The organism is Micromonospora arida (assembly GCF_042873195.1).
Classification (GTDB): domain Bacteria; phylum Actinomycetota; class Actinomycetes; order Mycobacteriales; family Micromonosporaceae; genus Micromonospora; species Micromonospora arida.
Window position 1 is genome coordinate 77,049 of the sequence record NZ_JBIALC010000011.1, and the last position, 16,539, is coordinate 93,587.

The window sequence follows — 16,539 nt, forward strand, 5'->3', positions numbered from 1 at the left end:
TCGTTGCAGGTCAGGCCGGCTGCGTCCGCAGGTACCGGCCGAAGTGGGGGACGGTGAAGGCGACAGTGCCCCGCTCGCCGGAGTAGATCAGCCCCTTCTTGATCAGCGCGTCCCGGGCCGGGGACAGACTGGCCGGCTTGCGGCCGAGGGCACGGGCGATCTCCGCGGTGGGCACCGCGGCGTCCATGTCGTCGCGGACCACCGAGCCGGGCTCGCCCTCGACCGCGGACATCATGGCCATCGCCCGCATGTACTCGCGCTCGGCGGGAGTGGCCCGTTCGAACCGGGAACCGAAGAACCCGACCGCCAACTCGGCCTCCGCCTCGGGCGCGGCGACCCGCACATCGGCGGCGGTGATCGGCGAGTGTGGCGCGTGGTCCCAGGTGGCCTTGCCGTACGCCTGGACGAAGTAGGGATAGCCGCCGGACTTCTCGTAGAGCAGGTCGAGTGCCTTCTGCTCGTACTCGACCTCCTCGCGCTCGGCGGGCGCGCAGAGCGCCCGGTCGGCGGCGATCCGGTCGAGCCGGTCGATGCGCTGATAGCGGAACAACCGTTCGGAGTACGACTTGGCGGCGCTGAGCACGGCCGGCAGGTGCGGTAGGCCGGCGCCGACGACGATCAGCGGCGCGCCGAGCTGGGACAGCTCGTGGCAGGCGGCGCAGAGCGCCGACACGTCCTCCGGGCCGAGATCCTGCATCTCGTCGATGAAGATGGCGATGCCGGTGCCGACGTCGCTGGCCACGGCGGCGGCGTCACTGAACAGTTCGACCAGGTCGATCTCGATGTCGCCGGAGTCGGCCCGACCGCTGGCGGCCGGCACGTCGATGCCGGGCTGCCACCGGTCGCGCAGCTTGGTGGCGGCACCGGCCCGGCCGGTCGGGTTGGAACGCTGGGCGAACGCCTTGAGGACGCCGAGGAACGCGTCGATCCGGTCCGGTGCGCGGTGGCGGGGGGCGAGCTCCCGGACCGCCATGTGCAGCGCGGCAGCGACCGGTCTGCGCAACGACTGGTCCGGTCGAGCCTCGATCTTGCCGCTGCCCCAGAGCCGGTTGATCGCCTGCGACCGGAGCGTGTTGAGCAGAACCGTCTTGCCGACGCCACGCAGCCCGGTGAGCATCAGACTGCGCTCGGGTCGGCCCCGGGCGATGCGCTCGAGCACGATGTCGAAGACGTCCAGCTCTCGCCCCCGCCCGGCGAGTTCGGGCGGACGCTGACCGGCGCCCGGCGCGTACGGGTTGCGGACCGGATCCACGCATCGCAGATTATCGGGCCATCTAGCTGCGAGGCTAGACATGGATAGATGGGGCTACCGGCGTGTCGAGACCGTCGAGCACAAACTAGGGCTGTCTAGCGTGGACGCTAGACAGCCCTAGTTTTGGCAATCGGGCCACTGATCAGCTAGCGCTCCTTCAGACAGAGCACGTAGTCGAAGAGGTCGACCGAGTTGTCGTGCACGTAGTTCGCGGTCGCCTGTGGCGCGAGCGTCTCGCACCGGTCGCCGTCGGTGGTCGCCGGAATTCGCAGCAGCACCTGATAGGTGTTCGGGCCGCAGGGCACCTTGCGGAGTTCCGCATCGGTCTCACTGCCGTCGTTCACCACGCAGTCACCTCTGGCGAACTCCTCGTCCGGAGTCGGGGCGGCCGACGTCGGGGCGTCGCTGGGCAGCGCGGGTGGAACGCCCGGGGCGCTCGTCGACGGGGTACGCGCCGCGTCACTGCCAGCGTCGGCCACCTTCCAGACCGCCCATCCGGCCAGGCCGAGGCACGGACAGAGCACGAGCAGCACCACCACCGTGATGATGAGAGCGACGTTGCGGCCAGTCTTCTTCGCCGGCTCGACGGGCGGCATCCCGTAGCTGCCGGCGGGCTGCTGACCCCACGGCGCGGGTGGCTGACCCGGTATCGGTCCGGCCGGCTGACCGGGCATCGGGCCCGCCGGTGGGTACGGCCCGGCCGGTGGGAACGGCCCGGGCGGTGGGTAGCCCGAGCCCGAGGTGGGCGGCGGCGCCCACATCGGCGTGGTCGGCGGCTCCGGGTTGGTGGGCGGCGGCGCCCACATCGGCGTGGTCGGCGGCTCCGGGTTGGTGGGCGGCGGCGCCCACATGGGTGCCGTCGGTGGCTCCGCGCCGGTCGGTGGCGGACCCCACTGCTGCCGGGTCGGGTCGTCGGCAGGCGGCGGGGTGCTCCACTGGGGCACTGTCGGGTCGACCGGTGGTGAGCTGTCAGGCCCATTGGGTGGGCGCTGGTACGGATCGTCCGGCTGATCGGAACCCGCAGGTCCGTAGGTCGTCATGTCATCCCCGGGGGTGAATGGTCTCAGCGTTGCTTGAGGCAGAGGACGAAGTCGAGAGTGTCCAGCTCACTGTCGAAGAAATACCAGTTGGTGTAGCCCTCGACCTTGCCGCACTTGGCCTCGGCGTCCCGCTCGCCGCTGGTCGGACCGTCGATCCGGCTCAGCACCTCGTACGACTTCGCGGTGCAGCCGCTGATCAGCAGCTTCGGCTTGCCGCCGGCGGTGCCGTCGTTGCGGACGCACTGGCCGACCTTCGCGAACCGGGGATCGGCCGACGACTCCGGCGCGGCCGCGCTCGGCGCGGGCTCGACCGCGCCCGCGCTGGGCTCACCGGCAACCGCCGAGCTGCTCGGCGCGGCTGCCGGCGCCGGGTCGCTCTGCCCACGGCGGAACCAGAACGTGCCGGCGACGGCCACCACCAGCAACACGACGGCCAGTACCGCGATCAACGGCCCCCGACCGCGCCGGCTCGGTGCCGGATCCTCGCCGTACGGGTCGTCGGGTCGGTACGGCTGCCCGCCGTACGGCGGGATCGGTGGGGTCGGCTGGTACGAGCCGCCGTAGGGCGTGCGGGGCTCGTGGCCGTAGGGCGTGTCCGTCCCGCCACCATAGGGCGGGTTGGGCGGGCCGCCGTACGGTCCGGGTCGCCCCTGCGGTGCGGGCGGGTACGACGGGATCGCCGGCGGGTAGGGCTCCGACGCGGGCGGGTAGGGCTGCTGCGCCGGTCGACCGGGCGTCTCGTCGGGCCTTTGCCCACGCCACGGCCCTGGGTGGCCGCTCCCCGGTTGTCCGTAGTTCGTCATGCCGCCCTCCTGCACAAGTGGTGAGAAGCCGGCCACCAAACCGCGACGCGGACTCCGGGCCACCGTAGCGTGGTCCACTGATGAGCTCACCTCCACCGAGCACCACGGCCTTCGCCGGCCGTCGTGCCAGCAGCACGCCGACCCTGATCTGGACCGCGTTGATCGTGGTCTACGTACTGTGGGGGTCGACCTATCTGGCCATCCGGATCACCGTGGAGACGATGCCTCCGCTGCTGTCGGCCGCCCTCCGGTTCGCCGTGGCCGGCCTGGTCCTTGCGGTGGTGCTGCGACTGCGTCGAGGCCCCGGCGCGCTGCGGGTGGACCGACGGCAACTCGGCTCGGCCGCGTTGGTCGGGGTGCTCCTGCTCACCGCTGGCAACGGCCTGGTGGTGCTCGCCGAATCGGGGCCGCCGGGAGTGGCGGTGCCGTCCGGGATCGCCGCGCTGCTGTTGGCCACGGTGCCGCTGCTGGTGGTGCTGTTGCGCTCGGCCACCGGGGACCGGCCGCCGATCTGGACGTTCGCCGGGGTCACCCTGGGCTTCGTCGGCCTCATCCTGCTGATGCTGCCGGGCGGTAGTTCGGCAGCGGTGCCGCTGCTCGGGGCGTTGACCGTGGTGGCGGCGGCCACCTCCTGGTCGGTCGGGTCCTTCCTGTCCGGACGGATCCGGATGCCCGCCGACCCGTTCGTGGCCACGGTGTACGAGATGATGGCCGGCGCGCTGGTGCTGGTGGCCCTGGCCGCCGGTCGGGGCGAACTGGCCGACTTCCATCCGGCGGCGGTGAGCACCCGGTCCTGGTTGGCGCTGGGCTACCTCATGGTGGCCGGCTCGCTGGTGGCCTTCACCGCGTACGTCTGGCTGCTGCACAACGCGCCGATCTCGCTGGTGTCGACGTACGCCTACGTGAACCCGGCGGTCGCGGTGGCGCTCGGCGCGCTGCTGGTGGCCGAGCCGATCACCCCGCAGGTGCTGCTCGGCGGTGCTGTCATCGTCGCCGGTGTCGCCCTGGTGGTGACCACCGAACGGCCGCGTCGGGCGGGCACGGGATCACGATCGGGGGACACGCCGGAGCGCGACCGCCAGTAACGTCCGGCCCATGTCGGCCGCCGCACTGGTGTCGATCGCGCTGCTCGGCGCGCTGGTCGGCCTCGTCGTACCCCTGGTGTCGCGGCGCTTCGCCACGGCGGACGCCCGGCCATGGGCGTTTCCAGGGCCGCAGCCGGTCCGACGTCCCTGGGTCGACCCGATGGTGGCGGGCAGCGCCTTTGCCGGCCTTGCCATCGCCGTGGGTGACGACCCGGCGCTGCCGGTCTTCCTCGCGGTCGCGGCGGTCGGCCTGGTGCTGGCGCGGGTCGACCTGGCCTGCCTGCGGCTGCCCGACCCGCTGGTGCTCGTCGCCGGGTTGCTGGCCCTCGGGGGTCTGACCACCGCGGCGCTGCTGTCCGGCACTCCCGGCCGGCTGCTCGGCGCGTTGGGAGGTGCGGCGGTCGCGGGCGCGGCGCACGTGCTGCTGGCTCTGCTGCCCGCCTCACGGCTGGGCTTCGGGGACGTAAAACTCGCCGCCGTCCTCGGCCTGCCGCTCGGCTGGCTGGGGTGGGACGCCCTGCTGGCCGGGCTGCTCCTGCCGCACGTGCTGCACGGCGGTCTGGTGCTCGGCCTGCTCGCCGCCCGAAAGGTGCACCGGAACACCCTGCTGCCCCTTGGCCCGGCCCTGCTGCTGGGCGCCTGGCTTGCCATCCTCCTTGACTGACCGCCCCCGCCCTGGCGTGGGGCGTGGGGGACCGGGGGTCAGATCAGGCGGAGTTGGCGGTCCTTGGGGCGGCGGGGTTCGGCTTCGCCGAAGCGTTCGAAGAGGCCCGGGTCGATGGTGTTGAGGAAAGGCGACGGTGCGCAGTCGCGCTCGGTGCCGTGCCGGGTGCGGCGGGCGGCGTGACTGACGTACAGCCGGTCCTGGGCCCGGGTCAGGCCGACGAAGAAGAGCCTGCGCTCCTCGGCGACGGCGTCCTCGTCGGGCGTCGAGCCCGGCCAGCGCAGCGGCAACAGCCCGTCCTCGACACCGACCAGGAAGACCACCGGGAACTCCAGGCCCTTCGCGGCGTGCAGGGTGAGCAGCGTGACCGCCTCGGCACGCGGGTCGAGCGCGTCCACCTCCGCGCCGGTGGCCAACTGCGACAGGAAGGCCTCCAGGTCGTCACCGCAGCGTCGGGCCAGCGGGGTCAGCAGGTCCACGGCCGAGCGGACATCCTCGGGACGGACGGTGCTGCCGGCACCGTCCAGGGTGGGCATGGCGAACCGCTCGGCGACCACCTGACCGGCCAGCCGCACCCGGGCGGCCAGTGGGCCGGCCAGACCGTCGGCGTGCCGTAGCTCGCGGGCGATGGCAGCCACCCCGGGCCGGTCCCGAAGCCGGTCGTGGGAACGCTTCTGCACGGGGATGTTCGCCCGGGTCAGGGCGTCCACGATCGGGGCGGCCTGCGCGTCGGTGCGGTACAGCACGGCGATGTCGGAGAACGACAGCGAGGTGGACCGGCCGTCGATGCGGCCCGAGTCCAGCGAACGGTGCGACAATCCGCCGACCAGATCGTCGACGGTACGCACCACGAAGTCGGCCTCCTCGGTCACCGACGCCGCCGGGTAGCGCCCGACCAGCGGTGCCTCCGGGTCGAGCCGGGCCGGGTCCAGTCGTCGACCCCGGACCAGCGAGGACGGCGCGATGGCCTGCACGGCGGCGGCCAGGATCGGGGCCGACGAGCGGTAGTTGCGGTTGAGCCGGACCAGTCGGGCGTCGGTGAAGTCCTCGGAGAAGCGCAGGAAGTAGCCGACGTCGGCGCCCCGGAACGAGTAGATGGCCTGGTCCGGGTCGCCGATCGCGCAGAGGTTGCCGTCGGCTGGGCTGAGCAGCCGCAGCAGCTCGTACTGCACCTCGTCGACGTCCTGGTACTCGTCGACGAAGATCCACCGCCAGCGGTCCCGGTACCGTTCGACCAACTTCCGGTCGGCCCGCAGCAGCTCCACCGGCAGGGTCACCAGTTCGTCCAGGTCGACCAGGTCCTGCTTGCGCAGCAGCGACACGTACGCGGCGCTGTCGTCGCCGGCCTCGGTGCGTGCTGCCGCTCGCTCGGCGTCGTCGGCGATCCGGAAGTCCGCCGGGAGACCCGCCGCGCCGGCGTTCTCCCGCAGGATGGTCAACCCCAACGCGTGGAACGTACCCACTGTGACGTCCTCGGCGACCGGGCCGAGCAGGCCGTCGAGTCGGTGCCGCAGCTCCTCGGCGGCCCGCCGGGTGAACGTGATCGCGAGGCAGTGCTCGGGGAAGACGTTCAGCTCCGCGCAGAGGTACGCGATCCGGTGGGTGAGCGTCCTGGTCTTGCCGGTGCCCGGACCGGCCACGATGAGCAGCGGACCGCCGGGCGCGGAGGCGGCCACCCGCTGCATGGCGTCCAGTCGGTCCAGCAGGCCGGTGCCGACCTCCTCCATGCCGGAGAGCATCGGCTCGAACGGCTCGTGCGGAGACGGCGGCGACGCGATCGGCGGCGCGGGTGCCGGGACCGGCTTCCGCTTCGGCTCCGCCTTCGTCGCCGCCGGGCGCTTGGCCGGGACCCGGGGAGCCGACTCCGCGGGTCGTCGCTGCGCCGGCACCGGTACGTCGAACAGCGTCTCCTGCGCGCCCAACTCGGCCGGGTCGAAGAGCGTGATCACGCCGTACTCGCCGTCGTAACCGGGCACCCGGCGGACGTCGCCGCGCCGCAGCCGCCCGATGCCCTCCGCGAGCAGCTCACCGCCGGCCTGCGCGACCTCGGTCAGCGGCGTCGTGGTCAGGATCTCCAGCTCGGGGCCGAGCGTGGCCAGCAGCTCGTTGAGCCGCCCCTCGACCTTCTTCGACCGGGCGCCCACCTTGTTGATCTCGCCGAGGATCTCGGCCAGCGGCACCAGGTGGGTGACGTCCCGTGCGTGCGCCGGCCGGTGCCCGTCCGGGCGGTCCGCCAACTCCTCGATCCGGCTGAGGACGCCCACGGTGAGGGGTTTACCGCACTCGGGGCAGCGCCCGCCGGCGGCTCGGGTGCGCTCCGGAGACCAGTTGACCCCACACAGCCGGTGCCCGTCCGCGTGGTACTTGCCCTCCTCCGGGAAGAACTCGATCGTGCCGGCCAGGCCGTCACCGGTACGCAGCGCCTCCCGAACGGCGAAGTAGTCGCGTTCCACGGTCAGCACGGTCGCCTCCCGGCCGAGGGCCGGTGGCGAGTGGGCGTCCGAGTTCGACACCAGTTGGTAGCCGTCCAGGCTGCCGACCCGCCAGTTCATGGCGGGGTCGGAGGAGAGCCCGGTCTCCACCGCGAAGATGTGCTCGGCCAGGTCGGCGTAGCAGTCCGCGATCGCGTCGAAGCCGGACTTCGAGCCCAGCGCGGAGAACCAGGGGGTCCAGATGTGAGCCGGCACCAGGTATCCGTCCGGGCTGGCCTCCAGGGTGATCTCCAGCAGGTCGCGGGAGTCGAGCCCGAGGATCGGCCGGCCGTCGGAGCCGAGGTTGCCGATCCGGCCCAGCGCGGTGTTGAACCGGGCCACCGCGTCCAGATCCGGCAGATAGATCAGGTGGTGCACCTTGCGGGTCCGGTCGTCCCGCTTGTAGATGGTGGAGATCTCCACGCTCAGCATGAAACGGACCGGGTCCGCCTCCGCGGTCTGCGCGAGTCGGGGTGGCAGCCGACGGGCGACGTTCCGTTCCGCCTCCGGGTCGAGCCGGTAGAGCCCCGGTTCGGCCGGGCGCAGCGTCTCCCGTAGGTGGTCGTACCAGGCGGGGTGGGTGAAGTCGCCGGTGCCGAGCAGGCCGATGCCCTTACGCCGGGCCCACCACGCGAGGTTCGGCAGGGTGAGGTCACGGCTGCACGCGCGCGAGTACTTCGAGTGGATGTGCAGGTCCGCGACGAATGGCGGTAGGCCACCGGGGGGTACGGCGCTGAACGGGGGCACGCCGCATCCTGTCACGCCCGCCGCGCCGGCCACCCGCCGCCACGCGCGGACGTGACCTCCGCTATGCCGAGCGCAGCTCGACCAGACTGATCTGCGGCTCCGCCCCGACCCGGACCGGAGGCCCCCAGAAGCCGGCGCCGTTGGTCACGTAGACCTTGGTGCCGTCGACCTCGCCGAGCCCGCTGACCACCGGCTGCTCCAGCCCGACGGCCAGGTTGAACGGCACCATCTGCCCACCGTGGGTGTGCCCGGACAGTTGCAGGTCGACGCCGTACCGGGCCGCCTCCTTGGCCGCCAGCGGCTGGTGGGCGAGCAGGACCACGGGTCGGCTCGGGTCGCGGTCACCGAGGGCGGCGGCGAAGTCCGGCCCGGCGGCGAGGCCGGTGCCGCCGGTCGCGTCCAGGTCGTTCACGCCGGCCAGGTCGAGCACACCGCCCCGGGCCTGGATCTCCTGCCGCCTGTTCTGCAGCACCCGCAGACCGAGCCGGTCGACCTCCTGGACCCACTCCTCCACGCCGGAGTAGTACTCGTGGTTGCCGGTGACGAAGAAGCTGCCGTAGCGGGAGCGCAGGTCGCGCAGGGGCGCGGCGGCCGAGCCGAGCTCGGCGACGGACCCGTCGACCAGGTCACCGACGACAGCCACGATGTCCGCGTCGAGCCGGTTGATCGCGGCGACGATCCGCTCGGTGTGCGCCCGGCCGCGCAGCGGGCCGAGGTGGATGTCGGAGACGGTGGCGATGCGCAGGCCGTCCATGCTGCGGGGGAGTTTGGCGAGCGGGATCCGCACCCGGTCGAGGTGGGGCGGGCCGAGCGCGGTGCGAACGCCGTACCCCACGGTGCCGGTGGCGGTGAGGCCGGCGAAGATGGCCGCCCCACGGGCCAGCAGCAACCGACGGGACGGGTCGTGGTCCGGTGCCGCGACGGCGCCGGCGGCCGGCGGCTCGGTCGGCCCGGCGGCACCGACCAGCACCGGCTCGGGCGCGGCGGTGGTCGGCTCCGCGGCGACCACCCGGCGGCGCAGCACCAGCCGGGCGACAAGCATCGGGACTTCCAGCACGACCAGTACGACCAGGAGGTAGAACATCAGCGCGAGCCACAGGTAGCCCGGCCAGGCGATCCAGTAGAGCCCGGCCTGCGTCCCGGCCATGGTGACCGGCACGAGCAGGGCCAGCACCAGGGCGGCGATCCCGCCGATCCGTCGCCAGCGGCCCGGCGTGGTGGTGTCCCGAACGAGCCGCTTCCACAGATAGAGGTGGATGAGACCGGTGACCAGCGCGAGGACAGCCACGAACCCCAGAACCGCCATCATGTGTGCGCCTCCCTCAGCCGCCCGCGAACGGGGGCAGGACGTCGATCGTGGCCCCGGCCGGCAGGGGTGCCTGACGATCATGACAGGTGACGCCGTTCACGAGGAAACTCGCCACCCGCAGCACGGCGGCCAGTCGGTCGCCGTGGCGCTGGGTCAGCTCGGCCGTGAGGTCGTCGAGTGTCCGCCCGGCGGGGATGGCCTCCTCGGCGTGGCCGACGGCGGCGCGGGCGCCCGCGAAGTAGCGGACGGTCAGCGGTGTCCCCTCCACGCTCAGCCTCCGATCGCGGACATCGGGCGGGTCGGCTGGAGGAAGGTGGGGTCGTCGATGCCGTGCCCGGCGCGCTTGCCCCACATCGCGGTACGCCAACGCCGGGCCAACTCGTCGTCGTCCGCGCCGGTGCGCAGCGCGCCGCGCAGATCCGATTCTTCCGTGGCGAAGAGGCAGGCGCGGACCTGACCGTCGGCGGTCAGTCGGGTGCGGTCGCAGTCCCCGCAGAAGGGGCGGGTGACGCTGGCGATCACACCGACCCGGGCGGGGCCTCCGTCGACCAGCCAGGTCTCCGCCGGTGCCGCGCCGCGCTCGGCCGGGTCGGGGCTCAGATCGAACACGGTACGCAGGGACGCCAGGATCTCCTCGGCGGTGACCATGGTGTCGCGTGCCCAACCGTGCTGGGCGTCCAACGGCATCTGCTCGATGATCCGCAGCTGGTAGTCGTGATCGAGGGCGAAGCGGAGCAGCGCCGGCGCCTCGTCCTCGTTGACACCACGCATCAACACTGAATTGATCTTCACAGGATTGAGACCGGCTGCCGCCGCCCCGGCGAGCCCGGCCAGCACCGCGTCGAGGCGAGGGCGGCGGGTCAGCTTGGTGAACCGGTCCGGGTCCAAGGTGTCCAGTGAGACGTTCACCCGGTCCAGGCCGACCGTCCGCAACGTCGGGGCCAGTCGGTCCAGGCCGATGCCGTTGGTGGTCAGCGAGACCCGGGGGCGGGGTTCGAGGGCGGCGACCGCCGTCACGATGTCGACCAGCCCGGGTCGGATCAGCGGTTCACCGCCGGTGAACCGCACCTCGGTCACGCCGAGCAACTCGACAGCCACCCGGACCAGTCGGACGATCTCCTCGTCGGAAAGCAGCTCGGGGCCGGCCAGCCAGGGCAGCCCTTCGGCCGGCATGCAGTAGGTGCAGCGCAGGTTGCACTTGTCGGTGAGGGACACGCGCAGGTCCCGGGCGACACGGCCGTACCGGTCGACGAGGACGCCGTCGGTCCCCGAGGCGACGCTCACCTGTCGACCGTAGCGCGCTCGGCCCGGCTCAGGACGCCACGGGCGGTCTGGACGACCACATCTCGGAAGCTGACGCCGAAGAGTGCGGTGTGCACGAGCAGCAGATGCAGCTGATGCAGGGGCACCCGGTCACGCCAGCCGTCCAGTAGTGGCCAACTTTCCCGGTAGGCGGCCAGCACCCGATCCAGGTGGGGAATGCCGCCGAAGAGGGCGAGCTGGGCGAGATCCGTTTCCCGGTGCCCACCGTGCGCTGCCGGGTCGACGAGCCAGACCCGGTCGTCGGCCCCCCACAGCACGTTGCCCGGCCACAGGTCGCCGTGGATGCGCGCGGGCGGCTCGTCGCCGCCGAGCCCGTCGAGGCGACCGATCACCTGCTCGACCAGAGCGGCATCGGCGCTGGTCAGTGCGCCGCCGTCGACCGAGCGGCGTAGGTAGGGGACGAGGCGCCGCTCGGCGAACCAGGTCGACCAGCGCCCGCCGGTGGGGGTGTTGTCCTGCGGGAGCGAGCCGATGAACCCGGGCCAGGTGGCACCGAAGGCGGTCGCGCCCGCCCGGTGCAGCCCGGCCAACTCCCGGCCGAAGCGCTCCGCGGCCTCCGGCGTCGGTTCGCCGGGCTCCACCCAGTCGAGCGCCAGCAGCTCCGGCAGCACCACGATCACCTCGGGTACGCCGACCGCGCCCGCCTCCCGCAGCCAGCGCAGGCCGGCGGCCTCGGCGGCGAAGAAGCCCTCCGGCGGCGGTCGGTCGGCGCCTTCGGGCCAGGACTTGGCGAAGACGGAGTGGCCGTCGTCGAGGGTGAGCCGGGCGGCAGCGCAGATGTTCCCACCGGCGACCGGCGTCTCCCGGAGCCGCTGATGGGTCCGGAAGGTCGGGAGGTGTGCCGGATGCGCGCGCAGGTACGCCAGGTCCATCAGCGCACGGTAACCGCTCCTTACGACAGCCAGGTGTCGCCTGATCACATCGGCGCTCTTTCGGCACCCGTAGGTGTGGTGTGAGCAGGGAAAACACGTTCAGTAACTGTGGATAAGCCGCGTGTCGTCCACAGGGGTGGCAGGGCCCGGTACGCCCGCCGCAGGCTTCCGGCATGACCTCGACCGAACGCCCTCAGCTCGCCGTCCGCTCACCCGCCGACCTGATCGCCGCGGTGCCGTACCTGCTCGGCTTTCATCCCACCGACAGCGTGGTCGCCGTGGCGCTGGTCGGCCGACAGATCGTCTTCGCCGCCCGCGCGGACCTGCCCGACCCGACCGAGCTGGGCGGATTGGCCGGGCACCTGGCCGGTGTGATCCGCCGGCAGGGCGCGGAGGCCGCCACCGTGGTGGGTTACGGGCAACCGGAGCGGGTCACCCCGGCCGTGGACGCGGTGCGCGACGCGCTGAACGACTTCGGGCTGCACGTGCTCGACGCGCTGCGGGTGACCGACGGCCGCTGGTGGTCCTATCTCTGCACCGAGCCCGACTGCTGCCCGCCCGAGGGTCGCCGCTACGACCCGACCGTCAACCGGTTGACCGCCTCGGCGGTCTTCGCCGGTCAGGTCGCGCTCCCCGACCGGGCCGCCCTGGTGGCGCAGGTGGCACCGATGGACGGCCCGGCCCGGGAGGCGGCCCGCGCGGCCACCGCCCGCGCCGAGCAGAGGCTGGCCGAGCTGATCGAGCAGGCACCCGAGAGTGACCTGCTCGGGGCGCGGGCGCTGCGCGCCGCCGGGGTGGCGGCGGTCCGCGACGCCCAGCGCCGGCAGCGGCGTGGCGAGCGGCTCGACGATGACGAGGTGGCCTGGTTGAGCCTGCTGATGACCCACCTGCCGGTCCGCGATCACGCGTGGGAACGCACCGACGGCCGGGACCGGGACATCGCCCTCTGGACCGACGTGTTGCGCCGCGCCGAGCCGGAGGTGGCCGCCGCGCCGGGTGCGCTGCTGGCGTTCGCCGCCTGGCGCGCCGGACAGGGCGCGTTGGCGGCGGTCGCGCTCGAACGCACGCTGAGCCTGCACCCCGACAACTCGCTCGCCCTGCTTCTGGACGACCTGCTCCGGCGGGGCGTGCCCCCGGCCGAGCTGGACGGCTGGCCGTCGGTCGGGATGCCCGGCGTCATCCGGCCCCGCAAACGGAGTCGACGTGGCCGCCGCTGACCGGCCCCGCCGTGCACGCGGTAATACCGACGGTGCTACCGGAATTGATACGCTGGAGGACATGACCGTGAAGCGCTCCGTTAGCCTCCCCGACGATGTCGCCGAGTGGCTTGACCAGCAGCCCAACGTCTCGGCCGCGATCACGGCGGCGGTCCGGGTCCAGATGGCCCGCAGGCACCTCGACGAGGTGCTGCGGCGAGTCGGCATCCAGGCGACCGAGGCGGGCAGGACGCGGTGGCGGGAGCGGCTGGCAACACCCATTCCAGCGGACGCTCTGGCTGAGGGGCGCCGGATGCTGGGGCATGCCGAATGAGCGATCAGATCGCTGTCGTATTCGACGCGTCGGCGCTGACTGCCTACATCGAGGGCAACGTCTCGGTGGGGGAGTTGATGCTGGAGATCGCCGACGAGGGCCGGCAAGTTGCCGTCCCGGCGACCTGCCTGGCGGTCGCCTTCGCGAGCGTGGCCGACGAGATCGATGCCGCGCTACTGGCTCTGATGATGAGCGCCCCGATGATCCGCCTGCTGCCGCTGGATGCCGGGGACGTGCAAGACACCGGCAGGCTGGCCCGCGCCGTGGACGGAGACATCTCGCTCGGCCACGCCGCCCGTGCGGCACTCACCCACGAGGCGCACTACGTGACCGCGCAACCCAAGGCGGCGGCGAAGGTGCTCCCCACCAACTGGAGCATCCTCGACCTGGCGTGAGGGATGCGTGGCGGCTCACATCTCGCCCCACGAGGTCGAACCGCCTGAGCGGGTTACTTCGGCGACGCCCTCCGTCGAAGGATGTATGCGTTGCTCCTGTCCACGGCCGACGCGGCAGGGCCACCGCCGCCAGAGAATGATCTCGTGGCCGTTCTCCGCATTGGTACGACATGACCCCCGAACTGCTGCTGTCGCTGGCCGGGCTGGCCTTGATCGACAGCACCAGCATCGGCACCCTCTTCATCCCGGTCTGGTTGTTGCTCGCCCCCGGGCCGGTCAACGTCCGCCGGATCCTGGGCTACCTCGCCACCATCGCGGTGTTCTACCTCGCGGTTGGGCTGCTGCTGGTCTGGGGCGGCAGCGCGCTGGGCGACGTGCTGGGCGGTGCCCTGGACAACCGGGGCGTCCTCTGGGCGCAGCTCGTCCTCGGGGTGGGAATGCTGGTGCTCAGCTTCCGCTACGACGGCAAGCGGCGTCCCCGTACCGGTGGTGTGTTGCGGTGGCGGGACCGGGCCACCGCCGGAGATTCCTCGGCCCGCTGGTTGGTCGGGCTCGCGCTGCTCGCGGCGCTTGCCGAGGTGGCGACCATGCTTCCGTACCTCGGTGCGGTGGGTCTGCTGGCCACCTCGGGGGTGGGAGCGGCGAGCGTGGCGGCGCTGCTTGCCGGGTACTGCCTGGTCATGGTGCTGCCGGCGGTGTTGTTGCTGGGTGCCAGGGTGGCCCGCCCGCGACTGGTCGAGCCGGTGCTGGCCCGCCTGAACACCTGGATCGTCGCGAAGGCGGGCAGCGCGTTGGGCTGGATCCTCGGCATCGCCGGTTTCCTGATCGCCCGTGATGCCGCCGCACGGCTGGCCCTGTTCGACCTGATCGACCGGATCGGTCGCTGACGGGCAACTCGGGTCAGGCTGGCTGCTCCACCGTGATCCGGTGCGGCCCGGTGTAGACGTTCATGGTCCGCCCGCGCAGGAAGCCGACAAGTGTCATCCCCGCCTCGTCGGCCAGTTCCGCGGCGAGGGTGCTCGGGGCGGACACCGCGGCCAGCAGCGGCAACCCCGCCATCCACGCCTTCTGGGTCAGTTCGAAGCTGGCCCGCCCGGAGACCAGCAGCAGGTGCCCGGCGAGCGGCAGCCGGCGTTCCCGCACGGCCCAACCAATCACCTTGTCCACGGCGTTGTGCCGGCCCACGTCCTCCCGGAGCACCACCAACTCGCCGTCGGGGGTGAACAACCCCGCCGCGTGCAGCCCGCCGGTCCGATCGAAGCCGCGCTGGGCGGCGCGCAACCGGTCGGGTAGCTCGGCGAGCAGCGTGGCCGGGACGCTGAGCGGATCCGCCGCGACCGGGAAGAGCGACCGGGTGCGTACCGCGTCGATGCTGGCCTTGCCGCAGACCCCACAGGAGCTGGTCGTGTAGAAGTTGCGGGACGGGTCGGTGGTCGGTTCCGGTACGCCGGGGGCGAGCACCACGTCCACCACGTTGTACGTGTTCGGCGTCTCCGCGCCGGCGCAGAGCTGCGCGGTCAACACGTCGTCGGTCGACCGGATCAGCCCTTCCGTCAGCAGAAACCCGATGGCCAGGTCCAGATCGTCGCCGGGGGTGCGCATGGTGACGGCGAGCGGCCGGCGTCGGCCGGGGCCGGCCGCGCCGACCCGGATCTCCAGCGGCTCCTCCACGGCGAGCGTGTCCGGTCGGCGGACCGATCCGCGTCCGGCGGTCGCCGCGTCCAGGTCGATCCGGAGTACGCCCCGTCGATCAGTTGCCCGTCCCATCCCGCCATCCTCCACCCCCCGCCGGCACACCCGCACGACCACCAGCCATCGGGCACCCGTGAGCGCCGGCCCACCCCCACCCCACCCCGCCCACGCGCGTTGATCATGAGGTTGTCCGCGCGTGTCGTCGGTGTGTCGAGCGATAACTCCATGATCACCGAAGCGAGGCGAACCGAGGCGAAGCGAGGGGCGGGCACGGCTACGGTGGCCGGGTGGGGACGTACGCCGCAGTGGTGCTCGCGGGTGGGGCCGCCCGACGGATGGGCGGGCTCGACAAGCCCGCGCTTCCGGTCGGCGGCCGGCCGATGCGTGACCGGGTGCTGGCTGCCGTCAGCGACGCGACGCCGCGGGTGCTGGTCGGTGCGGCCGGTGCCGTGCCGGCGGGTGTACGGGTCGTCCGGGAGGACCCGCCCGGCGGGGGTCCGGTCGCCGCGGCGGCGGCCGGTCTGGCGCTGCTGGATCCCGACGTCAGCGTGGTCGCGCTGCTCGCCGCCGACCTGCCGCTGCTCACCCGGGCCGCGATCGGTGAACTGCTGAAGCACCTCGACCGGGAGACCCCCGACACCGAACCGGCGGGCGGCGGCTCTGCTCCGATGGCGCCGTCGGCCCACAGCGGCTCTGCTCCGACGGCGCCGTCGGCCCACAGCGGCCCTGCTCCTACGGCGCCCTCGGCCCACAGCGGCTCTGCTCCGACGGAGCACAGCGGCCTCGACGGCGAGCGGGGACCGGACGGGGCGTGCTTCGTGGACGGGGACGGGCGGCGGCAGTCGCTCTGCGGTGTCTGGCGCGTCGCCGCGCTGCGGGCAGCGGTGCACCGGCTGACGGTCGAGCGGGGCGGAAGTCTGTCCGGAGCCCCGGTCCGGGCGTTGCTGGCCGGTCTCGTCGTGCGGGAGGTGGCCTGGTCCGGCGACGGCCCGCCGCCGTGGTTCGACTGCGACACTGACGAGGACGTACGCCGGGCGGAGGAGTGGGCGCGATGACGGTGATGGACGACTGGGTCACGGCGGTGTGCGCCGAGTTGGATCTGGACCCGGCCGCGGTGCCGGTGCCGGCGGTGCTGGATCTGGCCCGGGACGTCGCCCACCAGGTGCTGCGTCCGGGTGCGCCGGTCACCGCGTACCTCTTCGGGTTGGCGGTTGGCCGGGGCGCGGACCCGGCGGACGCCGCGGCCCGGCTCAGCGCGCTGGCGGGCGCCTGGCCGGTCGAACTGGGTGCCGAACCCACGGACCCGACGGCGCCCTGACCGCCGCTGTCCGATCCCGGTCCGGGCTGATCCGACCC

At 72.8% G+C, this 16,539-nt stretch carries 17 protein-coding genes; 8 read left to right on the forward strand and 9 right to left on the reverse strand.

What is annotated here, in order from left to right:
* Positions 1 to 10: 10 nt before the first annotated feature.
* The 3 genes from ACFYP0_RS26410 to ACFYP0_RS26420 all read right to left on the reverse strand — a co-directional run bounded on the left by ACFYP0_RS26410 (position 11) and on the right by ACFYP0_RS26420 (position 2,825).
* The gene (locus ACFYP0_RS26410) at positions 11 to 1,252 is read right to left on the reverse strand and encodes an ATP-binding protein (protein WP_124860778.1); all 1,242 of its coding nucleotides are present in this window, start codon (positions 1,250 to 1,252) and stop codon (positions 11 to 13) included.
* A 146-nt stretch (positions 1,253 to 1,398) separates the two neighbouring features.
* Complete coding sequence (locus ACFYP0_RS26415) at positions 1,399 to 1,848, reverse strand: LppU/SCO3897 family protein (protein WP_124860780.1); 450 nt, start codon at positions 1,846 to 1,848, stop codon at positions 1,399 to 1,401.
* A gap of 467 nt (positions 1,849 to 2,315) precedes the next feature.
* Positions 2,316 to 2,825 carry an LppU/SCO3897 family protein gene (locus tag ACFYP0_RS26420; RefSeq protein ID WP_124860782.1) on the reverse strand — a complete coding sequence of 170 codons (510 nt, stop codon included), beginning with the start codon at positions 2,823 to 2,825 and terminating at the stop codon, positions 2,316 to 2,318.
* Between the two features lie 350 nt (positions 2,826 to 3,175).
* Between ACFYP0_RS26420 and ACFYP0_RS26425 the strand changes: the two genes are divergently transcribed.
* Together ACFYP0_RS26425 and ACFYP0_RS26430 are read left to right on the forward strand one after the other, a co-directional pair.
* Positions 3,176 to 4,180, forward strand: a complete 1,005-nt coding sequence (locus ACFYP0_RS26425) for an EamA family transporter (RefSeq protein ID WP_208741288.1) — start codon at positions 3,176 to 3,178, stop codon at positions 4,178 to 4,180.
* Between the two features lie 10 nt (positions 4,181 to 4,190).
* Entirely contained in the window at positions 4,191 to 4,844 is a 654-nt protein-coding gene (locus ACFYP0_RS26430) for a prepilin peptidase (RefSeq protein ID WP_124859326.1), read from the forward strand.
* 38 nt (positions 4,845 to 4,882) lie between these two features.
* Here the strand turns inward: ACFYP0_RS26430 and ACFYP0_RS26435 are convergent, their stop codons facing one another.
* The 5 genes from ACFYP0_RS26435 to ACFYP0_RS26455 all read right to left on the reverse strand — a co-directional run bounded on the left by ACFYP0_RS26435 (position 4,883) and on the right by ACFYP0_RS26455 (position 11,566).
* On the reverse strand, positions 4,883 to 8,062 hold the full coding sequence (locus ACFYP0_RS26435; protein WP_386997949.1) for a UvrD-helicase domain-containing protein: 3,180 nt from the start codon (positions 8,060 to 8,062) through the stop codon (positions 4,883 to 4,885).
* A 61-nt stretch (positions 8,063 to 8,123) separates the two neighbouring features.
* On the reverse strand, positions 8,124 to 9,371 hold the full coding sequence (locus tag ACFYP0_RS26440) for a metallophosphoesterase (RefSeq protein ID WP_355495512.1): 1,248 nt from the start codon (positions 9,369 to 9,371) through the stop codon (positions 8,124 to 8,126).
* Positions 9,372 to 9,384: 13 nt separating this feature from the next.
* Positions 9,385 to 9,639 carry a MoaD/ThiS family protein gene (locus ACFYP0_RS26445; RefSeq protein ID WP_356975507.1) on the reverse strand — a complete coding sequence of 85 codons (255 nt, stop codon included), beginning with the start codon at positions 9,637 to 9,639 and terminating at the stop codon, positions 9,385 to 9,387.
* Between the two features lie 2 nt (positions 9,640 to 9,641).
* Complete coding sequence (gene moaA / locus ACFYP0_RS26450) at positions 9,642 to 10,655, reverse strand: GTP 3',8-cyclase MoaA (RefSeq protein ID WP_356975505.1); 1,014 nt, start codon at positions 10,653 to 10,655, stop codon at positions 9,642 to 9,644.
* Positions 10,652 to 11,566 carry a fructosamine kinase family protein gene (locus ACFYP0_RS26455; protein ID WP_356975503.1) on the reverse strand — a complete coding sequence of 305 codons (915 nt, stop codon included), beginning with the start codon at positions 11,564 to 11,566 and terminating at the stop codon, positions 10,652 to 10,654. Before ACFYP0_RS26455 ends, moaA begins: the two co-directional genes overlap by 4 nt.
* A 173-nt stretch (positions 11,567 to 11,739) precedes the next feature.
* On the opposite strand from ACFYP0_RS26455, the gene ACFYP0_RS26460 reads away from it, so the two are divergent.
* The 4 genes from ACFYP0_RS26460 to ACFYP0_RS26475 all read left to right on the forward strand — a co-directional run bounded on the left by ACFYP0_RS26460 (position 11,740) and on the right by ACFYP0_RS26475 (position 14,378).
* Entirely contained in the window at positions 11,740 to 12,783 is a 1,044-nt protein-coding gene (locus tag ACFYP0_RS26460; RefSeq protein ID WP_356975501.1) for a DUF4192 domain-containing protein, read from the forward strand.
* A gap of 61 nt (positions 12,784 to 12,844) precedes the next feature.
* Positions 12,845 to 13,096 carry a hypothetical protein gene (locus ACFYP0_RS26465; RefSeq protein WP_356975499.1) on the forward strand — a complete coding sequence of 84 codons (252 nt, stop codon included), beginning with the start codon at positions 12,845 to 12,847 and terminating at the stop codon, positions 13,094 to 13,096.
* Entirely contained in the window at positions 13,093 to 13,491 is a 399-nt protein-coding gene (locus tag ACFYP0_RS26470) for a hypothetical protein (protein ID WP_355583773.1), read from the forward strand. The genes ACFYP0_RS26465 and ACFYP0_RS26470 overlap by 4 nt, the downstream gene beginning before the upstream one ends.
* A 170-nt stretch (positions 13,492 to 13,661) precedes the next feature.
* The gene (locus tag ACFYP0_RS26475) at positions 13,662 to 14,378 is read left to right on the forward strand and encodes a GAP family protein (protein ID WP_356975497.1); all 717 of its coding nucleotides are present in this window, start codon (positions 13,662 to 13,664) and stop codon (positions 14,376 to 14,378) included.
* 13 nt (positions 14,379 to 14,391) lie between these two features.
* On the opposite strand, the gene fdhD is transcribed toward ACFYP0_RS26475, so the two are convergent.
* Entirely contained in the window at positions 14,392 to 15,258 is an 867-nt protein-coding gene (fdhD, locus tag ACFYP0_RS26480; RefSeq protein ID WP_112583884.1) for a formate dehydrogenase accessory sulfurtransferase FdhD, read from the reverse strand.
* 212 nt (positions 15,259 to 15,470) lie between these two features.
* On the opposite strand from fdhD, the gene mobA reads away from it, so the two are divergent.
* The gene (mobA, locus tag ACFYP0_RS26485) at positions 15,471 to 16,238 is read left to right on the forward strand and encodes a molybdenum cofactor guanylyltransferase (protein WP_356975495.1); all 768 of its coding nucleotides are present in this window, start codon (positions 15,471 to 15,473) and stop codon (positions 16,236 to 16,238) included.
* Positions 16,235 to 16,501, forward strand: coding sequence for a DUF6457 domain-containing protein (locus ACFYP0_RS26490; RefSeq protein WP_124859350.1), 267 nt, complete (start codon positions 16,235 to 16,237; stop codon positions 16,499 to 16,501). The genes mobA and ACFYP0_RS26490 overlap by 4 nt, the downstream gene beginning before the upstream one ends.
* The last annotated feature ends 38 nt before the right edge of the window (positions 16,502 to 16,539 follow it).